Origin of the sequence: Bowmanella yangjiangensis, assembly GCF_018531185.1 — a bacterium.
In the GTDB taxonomy this organism is placed as follows: Bacteria; Pseudomonadota; Gammaproteobacteria; order Enterobacterales; family Alteromonadaceae; genus Bowmanella; species Bowmanella yangjiangensis.
Genome location: NZ_JAHDJU010000001.1, coordinates 1,639,249 through 1,652,947, shown reverse-complemented (window position 1 = coordinate 1,652,947; position 13,699 = coordinate 1,639,249). Strand labels below are relative to the sequence as shown.

Genomic DNA, 13,699 nt, shown 5'->3' with positions numbered 1-13,699 from the left:
ATGCAAGCCAAACCACCGTCAGATTTTATCTCGGTACGAGAAGCCAACTTTAGTCAGGCAGAAGAATATCTGGCACTTTGTGCCGGTAACCGTCAGGACGGCGCAATCGTCAGTTTCGTTGGCCTGGTAAGAGACATTAATCCACAGCACAGGGTACAAAAACTGACACTGGAACACTATCCGGCCATGACAGAAAAATCCCTTAAGGAAATAGTAACAGAGGCCAGGAGTCTGTGGCCTGTTGGCCGCATCAGGCTAATTCACCGCGTGGGCGCCTTACACGCTTCTGAACAGATAGTGTTTGTCGGTGTGAGCAGTCGGCACCGTGGCCATGCATTTCAGGCCTGTGAATTCATTATGGATCAGCTTAAAACACGCGCACCATTTTGGAAAAAAGAGCAGGATGACAAAGGTGAATACTGGGTACAAGCCAGCCAGCAGGATCAGCAAAAAGCCAGACAATGGTTACCACAACCACTATCCCCATAGATGGTAAATGAGACAAACATGCGCATTTACTAGTTGTGGCCACTTCTCAATCTGATACTGGCTTACAGCAGAATGAATATCTTAATTCATGAATGACTTATTACATCAACATGAAAGCCTTGAAATCAAGATAGCGACTTAAGGAGAAACCAAGCCGCTCGACACTAAAGACTCCCCAACAGAGCGTTCCTCTCATATACAGCAGGAAAGCTGATTTCCTTGAGCCCCACAACAGTTGTATGATATCTCACCTCATATATTTAAGGAGCTAAAATGTCCATTAAGGTAAGACAGAATAATCATATATTGTTGTTACTGTATTTTTGCTTGCTCAGTTTAGCCAACTGGCGTGCTTCTGCCGATGAAGCATCTGATACCGCGTATTCTATTGCTGGCTTCCACCCATTGCCGTCTTCTTCACGCGAGCATTACAACTTCAACCAGGGATGGCGCTTCTCGCGCACTCATACTCAATCTCCTGAACAATACCCACAACAATGGCAGCTAGTTAACTTGCCTCATACTGTCAATCTTGTACCCAGTGAAGCCAGTGGTGGTGTCAATTATCAGGGGCCAGTCAGCTACACCAAGAAATTCAGCGTCAAGCCTGATTGGAAAAAACGCCGTATCGTTCTTCACTTTGAAGCGGTCATGGGCACAAGCCTCTTTTATCTTAATGGCGAACTGCTCAAACAACACACGGGCGGTTATTTGCCGATTAACCTTGATATCAGTGATAAGGTGCGATTTGACCAACCCAATTTGCTCACCGTAGTCGCGAATAACAGCGACGACCCCGGCTATCCACCGGGTAAGCCCCAGGAACTGCTGGATTTCACCTACTTCGGCGGTATCTACCGGGATGTCTGGATGATTGTCACTGACAAACTGCATATTACCAATGCCAATGAACAGCAGCAGATTGCCGGAGGTGGGGTGTTTGTCAGCTTTACCAAGGTATCCTCACAACAGGCCGAGGTAAGGGTAAAAACCCATGTGTTTAACCAAAATGAACGAGCCACACAAACTCAGTTAGTCACCGAGCTTTACCATCCCGACGGACATCTGGTATCTAGCCAACAAACACCGATAAACCTGCAAGCGAAGCAGCAACAGCACTATACCCTGTCCATTAGCGTTCCAAATCCAGCCCTTTGGACACCTCAGTCGCCCTTTTTATATCAACTTAAAAGCTATCTGCTCAAAGGTGGTAAAAAACAGGACGGTGTGGTTACCAAAGTAGGGATTCGCAGCATTGATTTTCGTGGCGAAGACGGCCTGTACCTTAATGGCAAACCTTACTCAGGAAAACTTATCGGTGTAAATCGCCATCAGGATTTTGCCTATTTGGGCAATGCGCTGCCCAATAGCGGCCAATGGCGAGATGCACTTCTACTGAAAAAAGCTGGCGTCAATATTGTTCGTGCAGCCCATTATCCTATGGATCCTGCCTTTATGGATGCCTGCGATGCACTGGGGATCTTTGTCATTGTCCCAACGCCTGGCTGGCAGTTCTGGAATGATGCCCCAAGATTTGCACAGTTGGTGCTTAGTGACATCAGCCAAATGGTACGCAGAGATCGCAATCGGCCCAGCGTATTACTGTGGGAGCCTATCCTCAATGAAACCAATTATCCGCTAGATTTTGCCAAGGCAGCCCATCAACAGGTGCATGCCGAATATCCCTACCCCGGCGCCTTTACCGCGGCAGATCATCATGCCAAGGGTAGTGAATTCTTTGACGTACTTTTCAAGCACCCACTGAGCAGCGATTCTTTCCAAAGTGATTTCTGGGTCAGTACGGTTATCCCAACTCACGAAACGATTCAGCAATACCTGGATAAACCCAATACCCCAAGCATCAGCTACTTTACCCGGGAATGGGGTGACAATGTTGATGATTGGAGTTCTCACGCGTCTACTAGCCGGGTAGCGCGTGGTTGGGGAGAGTCAGCACAACTGCAGCAAGCCGAACACTATGCTGGCACAACGCGCTTGTTCACCAGTCTGAATACTCTTAACCAAGCATCAAGACAATTTGTTGGCGGCACTCTGTGGCATGGATTTGATCACCAACGAGGTTACCATCCCGAACCATTCTATGGAGGAATAACAGATGCCTTCCGTCAGCCTAAATATGCACATGCCCTGTTTACCAGCCAGCGACCGTTTGCGGCTAACGAAACCTTCCCTGCTGGCACCGGACCATTTGTCTATATCGCCCATCAGATGACCCCGTTCTCGCCTGAAGATGTCACTGTATACAGCAATTGTCCACAAGTCAGGTTAACACATTACACCCAGCCAGCAGTTACATTGCAGCGAGAAGGCGACAATGGCTTTAACGCGCCGTTCGTATTTAAGCAGGTATTTGATTTTATGAATATCAAGCGCTTGCACCGCAAAGGCAAAGCAGATGAAGCTTTTATGTTGGCAGAATGTCTGGATAACACAGAGGTTGTGGCCAGCCATAGGCTCTATCCTGCAGCACGTCCCGTCGCCCTTAGGCTTTACCTACAGGACGAAGGGATACCACTTACCGCTGATGGTGCAGATACTGTCACACTGATTGCCGAACTGGTAGATGAACGCGGCACGGTCAGGCGCTTGAGCCAGGGTGAAGTCCAATTCAGTATCAGTGGTCCCGCCAGCATTGTGGGGGACAATCTATCCATTGGGGCAAACCCAAGGCAATTGGAATGGGGCAGCGCACCGGTTCTGATCAAGGCTGATAGCCTAGCAGGAGAAATCGTCGTCACCGCAAGCTTCCGTCCAGGCGGTATTCACAGACCACAAGCTGCCAGCCTGCGCTTCTTCAGTCAGCAGTCGGGCCAACGCTTCCTGCAAAGCGAAACAGCAGAACACTATTACTCAGTAGCAGAAGCGGGCATGTCTTACACAACCTCGCCTAATACCCCTGCTAAGAAATTAGATGAGGTGATTAAGGCGCAAAATGCCTTTGAAAAAGGTCAGTAACTTTACTATTGGCTTAAAATAACCAGTCAGACTTTTCGATAAATTCATTTAGCTGAGCCATAAACTTGTTATCCGCTCGGCTGAATGAATTGGCGTTTTTATCAATAACTGGAAGACCCTAGAAAAGCCACATAGTGTGTAATGAAGGCTTGCCTCTTGTGTTCTTATTTCGTATCAACGTAAAGCAGACTTCCAATGCAAAATTTGTGTCTTATTCCTTGCCTCGATGTTTGGCAGAGCTGCTATAGAAAATGGAAACTACAGAAAATTAATCGTTAGCGGCTTGTTTAGTCAAAAGCACTAGTCCCCCAAACTGCTTTAAACATAAAAAACCCCAGGTAGCCTGGGGTTGTTCATTTTTTACTAAAAGTCGCTCAGCTCAACTAACTATTTGTCTGGCCTTATGCTTTTCCTTCCCGCAACATTCTTGCCACGGTTAAGTGTTTATTGCGGCTGTTGGCCAGGTGAGCGCGGGTCGCTTCGCGAGCGAGCTGAGGTTCTTTTTCCTCAATCGCCCTGGCGATAGCAGAGTGCTCTTCATGAATGATTGCCAGATATTGTTCACGAGTGACGTTGTCGTGCTCACTAATCAGTGTTCTTCGGGGAATCGCACCCTGACCGATATAACGAATAAAACGGCCAAAATATGGATTGCCAGAAGCATCAGCAATCGCCAGATGAAAAGCTAAGTCCTGCTCTATGGCATCGCCACCGGCTTTTACCTCGGAACTAAATGCATCTAACGCCTGCCATATGGCCTGCATTTGTTCTTCGGTGCGATTTTTAGCCGCTAAAGCAGCCATCTCTAGCTCAACAGACATGCGCAGTTCAACGATGTGCACCGCATCTTCTACCGAAGCAAATTCTTTCTCATCTATGGAAAATGGTTTTTGATTTGCAGAGTCGGCGACAAACATCCCAACGCCTTGACGGCTGGATATCAATCCCTCCGCTTTCAGCGCTGCAATAGCTTCCCTGACAACACTGCGGCTTACACCGGCTTTCTGCTCAATTTCCTTTGCAGGAGGTAGCTTAGTTCCTGGTTGCAAATTTCCCTCAAGAATTTGCTTGCGTAAACTGATCACCAAATCCTTTGTCAGGTTACGTGAACTTTGCAGTTGCGAAATATTTAGTAATTCCAGTCCCATTGTCTCTCTTCCACACTTTCCCTCTATGGGGGTGGTTGTCAGCAAACCATTCATATGATTGTACTTTATACGATTATCGCTTAAATGGTAGCTTTTGATCATATGAAGTCGGATAACAATATATATTACCCATTATCCTTCATTACCACCAACTCAGATAAAACCCAGTCAATATCAGGGAGATTGCCACAGCGCTAAGATTAAACCCTGCGCCGGTCACAAAACCTGGTCGCTGAATCACGTCAGCCTTTACATCAGCCGACTGTCGTAAACTTACCCAGACACCCAGCAAACATGCCAGTAAAAACACTAGTCCCACTCTATCCATAAAAGGCAGAGTTGGCCACATCAGTTTAAACGCCAGTGAGGCTGATGCTCCCCCTAAGGCCATGACCAACGCCGCATTTGCAGTGGTGCGCGACCAGAACATGCCTAATAAGAACAACGCCACAATGCCCGGCGTAAACAAACTGGTAAACTCCTGAATATACTGAAAAGCCTGGTCAAAGCGGCCAAGCAACGGCTGTGCAACTAATACGGCAATAACCAAGGCAACAACACTGCTCAAACGACCAACAGCCAGTAACTGAGGGGGTTTCACCTCCCGATAACGGGCAAAAATATCCAGGGTAAATATTGTCGAAATACTGTTACACATTGAGGCGATAGACGACACAATAGCTGCCACCAAAGCGGCGAATAACAGCCCTCGTAATCCTTCGGGCATCAATTTCATCAACTCAGGGTATGCCTGATCAGGTTTATCCAGTTCAGGCAGCAGAACAAAAGCAGCAATACCGGGAATAACCACAATGAAAGGCACCAATAGCTTTAGAAAGGCCGCAAAGGCGATGCCCTTTTGCGCCTCGCTAAGGCTTTTAGCCGCCAACGTACGTTGGATAATGTATTGGTTGAAGCCCCAGTAGGAAATATTCATTACCCACAAACCACCGATTAACACCGATATGCCGGGCAAACTCTGGTAATGGGGATTGTCTGGAGAAAGGATCATATCGAATTTTTGCGGGGCTAATTCGGTTAAGCGGTTAAAGCCAGCCCAAACACCATCAGGGCTTAGCATATTCAGGGCCTGCCAGGACAAAAACAGCCCACCAGCTACCAGTAATATCACCTGAATGATATCGGTATAAGCAACGGCTCGAAGTCCACCATACAGGGAATATGCCATAGACAGCGCGGCAAGAAAGACCATGCCGAGCATCATATCCAGTCCCGTCATGGCATAAATAGCCAACGCGCCAAGCCACAGTACGGAGGTAAGATTCACAAATATGTATACGCCAAGCCAGAACAGTGCCATGACCATTTTCACTCGGCTATCAAAACGCTGTTCCAGAAACTGCGGCATGGTATAGATACGGTTTTTGATAAATACCGGTAACAGGTACTTCCCCACCAGAATCAGGGTGATCGCCGCCATCCACTCATAAGAGGCGATTGCCAAACCAATGGCATAGCCAGAACCCGACATACCAATGATTTGCTCAGCAGATATATTCGCTGCAATTAACGAGGCCCCCAATGCCCACCAAGGCAAGCTGTTACCGGCCAGGAAGTAATCTTTAGCATCCTGACTAGCTTTTTCACGGCGCGATACCCACCAGCCTAGAAACACTAACATCACCACATAGATACCAAGAATGGTCAGATCAAGCGTTGCCAATACCATCAGTTAAGCCCTTTTTCCATATCATTTTTCCAGTGCAGATAGATGCCCTGTAATTGTTGAAATACTTCTGGATTTTGGTCTTTCACGTCAGTGCGCTCACCCGGATCCTTGTGTAAATCGAACAACTGCATCCCCAATTCCACTTCAACCATTTCGTATTTTGCGTTCCAGTCATCAGACGCAGTTTTGAGTTTCCAACGCCCATAACGAACTGCCGTACCAATGCCGGTATCCCACACCAGAATGTCATGACCAAGATCGGGCTTTTCACCGCTCAACAGTGGCAAAATATTCTGCCCATCTACATAAGGGGGCGTATTAGCACCGGTAATGGCTGCCAACGTTGGCAGAACATCCATACTGCTGATGACATTGTCCAAAACAACTCCTTTGGGCAAACGTGCAGGCCAGCTCACCAAAAACGGCACACGTATGCCTCCCTCGTACAACAGATACTTACTGCCCCGCAACGGCCCATTGTTCGCGTAGATAGGGGTAGAGCCACCGTTGTCGCTTAGGAAAATCACTAGGGTGTTGTCCCGTAGCTTCAAATCATCAAGCTGCTGCATCAACTTACCGACTTCTTTATCCATGTAATCCAGATGGGCCAGATAATAGGCCCGCCCCTGAGGATTGTTGGGATAGCGACCTTTTTGATACCACTGGTAATAGTCCTCTTTAGCCGGATCCCAGTCTTTAACGGCATCTAAGCCATGTGCTTTGAGATACTCGGCTGGCAATTGATGGGTGAAGTTATGAACAGCAGTAAACGCCAGTTGTAGAAAGAACGGCTTATCCTGGTTTTCTCTGACAAACTCACGGGCTTTTTCGCCAAAAATTTCCGTAGCGAAGCCTTGCGGGGTCACCTTTTTACGGTCATCCCACATAGATGTCATCTCCAGATTTTGCCCTTTACGTTGATAACGATGAATCTTGTCTAAGAACGCCTGATGTTGCGCATCATCATGGATTAGGTAGTGTTTACGCCCTACCCCAGCCGTTCCGTAAAAACGGTCAAAGCCATGGTTAAGGGGAAAATCCCGACTCTGCGAGTCGTGATAACCATAGTGATACTTGCCTACGTAACCGGTTCGATATCCCTGTTTTTTCAGCATTTCAGCCATAGTCTCCAACTTGGGACTGATTGCTCCTTCTTCTCCGTAAAAATAACCTCCGGTGCGTTGCGTGTAGGTACCTGTCATTAGTCCTAAACGCGAGGTACTGCAAATGGGTGACGTAACATAGGCTTGGGTAAAACGGGTACCCTGTGACGCAAGCGCATCAAGGGATGGGGTTTGTACATCAGGCGCCAGACCACTAACCCCCATATCGGCATAGCCTTGATCATCCGATACGATCAAAACGATATTGGGTAATGACTCCTGAGCACCAGACTCAGTGGCCGAAACTGGCAGATAAAAGCTAACGCCAAGCGAGATCATTAAAGCGAAAAGCCGCTGACCATGCATAAACTAACTCCAGCAGATGTAAAAAAAAGGCACGCTCTGCAGCGTGCCGAATCGGAGGGCACCGATTTTAGAACTTGGCCCTAACCCCCAGGTTATAACGCGGACCGTAGTCCTCGTAATAAACGAAGTGGTTGGCAAAACGTCCATGTTTGTTAACCGTTTCACCGGTCACATTGATCCCTTCGGCAAATACAGTGAAGTTTTCATTGATCTCATAGCTGGCGCTAACATCAATCTGGTAGTAGCTATCGACAAACACCGGTTCGCTGCCATAGGCGGCGACCGCAGTTTCCAGGAACTCATCACGCCAGTTGTAGGCAATACGAGCCTGCAGTGGACCATCCTCATAAAAGGCAACCAAGTTGGCAGTATCACTCAAGCCTTCAATGGCAAACACGTTAGTGGTGTCTTTAACATCTATGGCGGCACTGGAGTCCACCAGGGTAATATTACTTTGCACACCAAAACCACTGTCCAGCGTATGTGTCCAGTTCAGCTCCAGACCTTTAATTGAGGCACTTTCGGCATTGCGCGGACGGTTAACATCAAACTGCTTCCAGCTCTCCTCAGCATCGACACCAAATAACTCAACATCAAAGGTTTCCACCCCATTTGTGCGGGCAATAAAGTCATCCACGCTTTTGCTAAACACCGCCGCCGCCAACAAACTGGAGGGGCTGTAGTACCATTCCAGAGAGGCATCGAAGTTAGTCGACAGGTAAGGTTTTAAATGTGGGTTACTACCGCGCGCTGAGCGCAAGTGAACTGTCGCACCACCAAAGGTCAAACTGGGCGCCAAATCCGTCAGATTCGGGCGGGCGATGGTCTTTGAAGCTGCCAGCCTGAAGACCAAATCTTCGCTAACATTCAAGTTGAAATTCAGTGAAGGTAACCAGTTTGTATAGTCATTCTTAACCGCTTCATCCGTGGCACTGGTTGAGAAGTTCAACAGCAAGTTATCCTTTTCCTCTTCCTGTTGAATAGAGGCTAAGTCAGTAATCCGGCCAATTGAACTTTGTGAGGTATCGGAATAACGCAACCCGGTAATCAGGTTCCAGCTCATGTCCGCCAAGGTACCGCTGAAATAGGCATCCACATAAAAAGAAGACACATCTTCTTCGACCGCAAAAGAATCCAGTTTCTTGGTCACTGTCCAGCCATTGTTCTGCAAAATAGCGGCACGAACCAGTTCACCGTTTTGGGTGAGCCTCAGGCTGGTTTCCGGGTTTTGGACTAAGTCCCACAGTGCCTGTTCATTCACTTCATAGAAATCGGCATTCAGCGATGTCGCACCACTGAATATGTTGCCGGGACGACGAATGGTTACGTATTCATCTGTCAGGGTAATATTGTCTGACCAATGCTGAAACGCTTTAATCAGATTGATTCCGTTGATGTTATCAGGGGTTTGGTAGCGGTTGTTGGTTTTGTCTCTACTGGTGTAATGAGCACCAAAATCGACTTTAACCAGATGCTCACCGTCAACCTCATAGCTGAAGTCCAATTTAAGCTGATCGTTGTTGGCTTCTACATATTCACCACTGCGTTCCTGATGGCGAGGCGTCAGCTTGGCGATATTGGCTTCTGATATCGAAGTCTCAACCGGATCACGCAAATACAGCGAAGGAATACTGCCACTAGTGTAATCGAACACTGCACCGGCCAGCTTGTTCATCGCCACGTCCTGACGACTATCAAGCCCTTTGTTGTTATTCTTCGCCTTAGAACTGGAGAGATCGAGGTTAACATGCAACTCGTCGGTTATCTGCCAGTCCGCGTTAAAACCCAGCATCGCCGTGGTGGAAGGACGATGTTTCTCGATTCGGTTAAAAGCGTAACCGGTGTATTCATCGGCATGCACCATTTTTACGACCGTACGGTTTTCATCCAACTCGCCAGATTCCGGCGCCCATAGCCACACGCCGGAGGCATTATTAACCGTGTCAACATCCAGCTTGGAATAAAGTGCATCAAGGGTTAACCGCAATGCATCCGACGCCTGGTACTGCAATGCTAAATTACCGCCCAAACGCTGACGCTGCTCATTCACAAATTGCTTACTGATGGCCTGGTGGAAGTATACATCTTCATGAACCACGCCTGTTGGCGTTTTCGGTGATCCGTCCGTCGGCCTGCCGTGCTCACGATACGCTAGCGTATTGTTAACTATTCCGTCATTTGCTACGCGGTAGTTTTCAGATTCCCTGTCTTGATAAGTCAGTGAACCCAGTACGCCAAGTTTGCCGTCCATAAAGAGGTTGCTGAGCAGCACAGAAGCATTGGGCGTTGTTTCACCACTATTCTCTTCATAGTTGGCTTTAACACTTCCCGCAGCGGTAAAGCCGTCGAAATCAAAAGGTTGAGCGGTACGTATATCCACATTACCACCTATACCACCTTCCAACTGAGACGCTTTGGATGACTTGTAGACGTTTACCCCTCTAACTAGCTCAGCTGCGAGGGTGTCAAAACTGAATGAGCGGTTTTCGTTCTCACTAGCTATTTCCCGGCCGTTTACAGTAACCGTACTGAAGGTTGGCCCTAATCCCCTGATGCTGACAAAACGTCCTTCACCACCGCTACGGTCGATAGACACACCGGTCACCCGTTGCAACGCCTCAGCCACATTAGAATCTGGAAACTTGCCGATATCCTCAGCAGAAATACCATCCACGACCTGAGCCGAGAAACGCTTTTCATTCATGGATTTAGCCAAACTGGCACGAAGCCCCTTAACCTGAATGGTTTCAATATTCTGGTCAGCGGTCTGTTCCTGGGCAGCGACATTGGCGCTAAAGCCGGTTACCGCAGCGGTAACGGCCAGTGCAAGGGCACTGACTCTGAAGTGGCTGTTCATAGTGGGTTGCTCCTGTAGACGATTCTTATATTTACTAGTTACACGACGGACACCGTGAGTTTGGGTAAGCACAACACAACAACAGCATTCACCCTCTCACTTTTAAGATATCATACATGTTACATGTTAATTGAACAACCTAATAACCCACATTTATTAACATCCCTTAATCCAACGCATGAGGAAAACTGCCACAATAACAGCCAAAGCCTGCAAAACGTGCCTTTCAAAGCAACTAACGAATTGGAAAATAAATATATTTAGTGATGCTCCCATCCACTAGATGGGAGCATCAGATATCTTATTTATATGAAAATCAGAGAGCACTTTTCTGTAAACGAATGACTTCTGCGCCAGCACTTAAGAACGCCCCAACACCGTAAACTTCCGTTTTCTTTGGACCAGAGTCACCCGGTGCAGCACCTACCGGCTGTACGTAGCCCAGCATACCATCAGCTTGAATGGATGTTTCCAGCGCGTGCCAGCCACGGATAACAGTATCTAAGTACTCGTCTTTATCTAACAGACCGGCGTTTATCCCCCACGCAATGCCATAGGTGAAAAAGCCGGTGCCACTAACCTCCTTGTTAGGGTAGCCCTCGACTCCACCCAGCAATCCCATCGGCCAGCTACCATCAGGTTTTTGCAAACCTTTTAAACGCTCTGCCATCTGCTTAAACAATCCCACGTAGAATGGTGTGTGCTGCCAATCAGCGGGTAAGTCTTGCAACATAATGGCCAGGCCTCCGAATACCCAACCGTTACCACGTGACCAAAACACCTTCTCACCATTCTTTTCGCGCTCGTCGAAGTAGCTGGAATCACGGAAAAACAGGCTTTCCTGCTTGTCCCACAGATAGTCATAAGTCGCCATGTATTCCTGATGCATGAAATCCAGATATTTCTGCTCTTTGGTAATAGCAGCCAAACGTGCGAATACCGGTGGTGCCATAAACAAAGCATCGCTCCACCCCCAACGATTCAACCTGTCGGTGCCTTTTTTCCACTCTAAGGAACCGGTTTTGGGATTGGCCATGATCCAATCAAGATGATTCTTCACCGGCTCCAACATCTTCTTGTCACCAGATTGCAGATATAAGTCAAAGTACGCCTGCCCTACCGCATAATCGTCCGCATGATATAAACGGTCATAGGTCATATCGCGTTGCCACTGGGCTTGTTCACCCCGAGCAATCACCCAGTCCTGGTATTTTTTATCACCTGTGATATCAGCCAGTTCAAGCATGCCCACGTACAAGGTGGCATTTGTCCAGTTTGCAACACCGTGTTGGTTGGTTAGCACCCCGCCCTTGTTCCAGTCAATTCTTTGCTCCCAGTTAGCAATCTGCCAGTCAGCAACCCGCTTCATGTCGGTTTGAATACGCTCAACATCGGCCAGCGGCGGCGTTGAGTAATGACCGCTACACGCACTTAATGCAAGTGCAGAAGACAGCAGCAATAGATTAATTTTCTTAAACATGATCAGGTCTCTCAGTGTTGATTATTAGCTTGTACTACGCCCTTGACCTTAAAGGCATAGGCGTACATATGTTCTGGTTGGAATTGTTCTGGATCGAATTCAGGTAAAGCGACCTCTAGGTTATCGCCGGCATTACGCCAGGACAGGACACGATTTCCAGCCAGCAATGTCACTTGTCCTTTAACCGATAAGTTCAGCCCTTTAATCAGCAACGTCTTGCCTGGCCACCTTGGGGTAATGGCGAACAGTGCTTCATCATTTTGGGTGAAGAACACCTCTTTAGTGGCGTAACCGGGCTCAGGGTCTACGGTCAGCTTGAGAATATGTTCGCCGCTGACATAGCGTTCGTCGGATTTATAACCTCTGTCTCCCTCGGACCACTGCACAGGTGTATGCCAGTTGCGGGTATCGTATATCGCCTCGCCATTGACTTTCAGCCACTGGCCAATCTGCAACAAACGCTCCTGCATGATCACCGGTATATTGCCCCGGGCATCCGGCCCTATATCTAATAGCAAATTGCCGCCGTGGCTGACGATGTCAATCAGGGTTAATACCAAAGCCCGGGTTGAGGTGTAGTCCTCAATATCCTCGTTCTGGTTGTATCCAAAGGAGAATCCCATACCACGGCACTCTTCCCACACCCTATGCAAGCCGCCCGACTCATATTCTGTGGTCAGAAAACCACCATGTTTCTTGTAAGTTTCTTGACCCCAGCGATCATTCACCACCACCTTGTCAGCCACTGGTGATTCGTTGTAGAGCCAGGTTAACAGCTCGGGGGTTTTCCACTCAGCGGATGACATGCTCCACTGCCCATCAGCCCAGATAAGGTCGGGCTCGAAGCGCTGTACAAGATCTTTAAACTGTGGATAGAAATGCTGGTCAACAAATTCCCCGCGCTTGCTCTTATCCTGCCAGAGGGGGTGATACCACTCATACAGGGAGTAATACAGACCAAGTTTAAGGTCGGTCTTGCGTATTGCCTGACTAAACTCCCCAACCAAGTCACGCTTAGCGCCCACTTCCATACTGTTCCAGGCAAATCCCCTGGAATTAGCTTCTTTACTGGGCCAAAGCGTGAAGCCGTCATGATGCTTAGTGGTTAACACCACATAACGAGCCCCTGCCTGACTGAATAATTCGGCCCAGGCATCGGGCTCAAACAAGTCAGCAGTAAAATGCTGTGCCAGGTCATAGTAGCTGGTCTGTTCGCCAAAGGTTTTTGCATGGTAGTCGGGGATTTCTGCACCGCTGAATTCACCATTGCCAGACAATTTCCGCTCTTGCAGCCAATACTGATACCACTCGGCATAAGTACCTTTGGGGGAATAAGCCGGCACAGAATAAGGGCCCCAATGAATGAAAATGCCGAACTTTGCCTGGGAGAACCATTGCGGTAAGGGCCTGGAATCAAGCGAAGGCCAATTAGCACTGTACTGATGCGTAGGAGTCAGCGCTTGCCCTTCCAGGGTAACGGCATTAGCAGGCGCACTAACGTTGGCTAACACCAGCTTGGTCACCAACGCCAGCCCAATCTTCTTTTGCATGACTTATTCATCCTTTCTGTATGCTTTTCTGCCAAACCAT

The 13,699-nt window shown here is 48.1% G+C and carries 8 protein-coding genes; 2 read left to right on the top strand and 6 right to left on the bottom strand.

The features are described from left to right. Positions 1-489 (top strand): molybdopterin synthase catalytic subunit MoaE, encoded by a 489-nt coding sequence (gene moaE, locus KJY73_RS07350; protein ID WP_214342130.1) that lies wholly within the window; start codon positions 1-3, stop codon positions 487-489. Between the two features lie 273 nt (positions 490-762). Next, positions 763-3,465 carry a glycoside hydrolase family 2 protein gene (locus tag KJY73_RS07345; protein WP_214342128.1) on the top strand — a complete coding sequence of 901 codons (2,703 nt, stop codon included), beginning with the start codon at positions 763-765 and terminating at the stop codon, positions 3,463-3,465. Between the two features lie 401 nt (positions 3,466-3,866). Here KJY73_RS07345 and KJY73_RS07340 read toward each other — a convergent pair whose 3' ends face one another. The 6 genes from KJY73_RS07340 to KJY73_RS07315 all read right to left on the bottom strand — a co-directional run bounded on the left by KJY73_RS07340 (position 3,867) and on the right by KJY73_RS07315 (position 13,659). Continuing rightward, positions 3,867-4,613 carry a FadR/GntR family transcriptional regulator gene (locus KJY73_RS07340; RefSeq protein WP_214342126.1) on the bottom strand — a complete coding sequence of 249 codons (747 nt, stop codon included), beginning with the start codon at positions 4,611-4,613 and terminating at the stop codon, positions 3,867-3,869. Positions 4,614-4,755: 142 nt separating this feature from the next. Next, entirely contained in the window at positions 4,756-6,303 is a 1,548-nt protein-coding gene (locus KJY73_RS07335) for a sodium/sugar symporter (protein WP_214342125.1), read from the bottom strand. Beyond that, on the bottom strand, positions 6,303-7,772 hold the full coding sequence (locus tag KJY73_RS07330) for a sulfatase family protein (RefSeq protein WP_214342123.1): 1,470 nt from the start codon (positions 7,770-7,772) through the stop codon (positions 6,303-6,305). Before KJY73_RS07330 ends, KJY73_RS07335 begins: the two co-directional genes overlap by 1 nt. Positions 7,773-7,839: 67 nt before the next feature. Continuing rightward, complete coding sequence (locus KJY73_RS07325; RefSeq protein ID WP_214342121.1) at positions 7,840-10,629, bottom strand: TonB-dependent receptor; 2,790 nt, start codon at positions 10,627-10,629, stop codon at positions 7,840-7,842. Between the two features lie 316 nt (positions 10,630-10,945). Further along, on the bottom strand, positions 10,946-12,109 hold the full coding sequence (locus tag KJY73_RS07320; RefSeq protein ID WP_214342119.1) for a glycoside hydrolase family 88/105 protein: 1,164 nt from the start codon (positions 12,107-12,109) through the stop codon (positions 10,946-10,948). Positions 12,110-12,120: 11 nt separating this feature from the next. Beyond that, a complete protein-coding gene (locus KJY73_RS07315; protein WP_214342117.1) occupies positions 12,121-13,659 on the bottom strand; it encodes an alpha-L-fucosidase in 1,539 nt (512 codons plus the stop codon). Positions 13,660-13,699 lie beyond the last annotated feature (40 nt).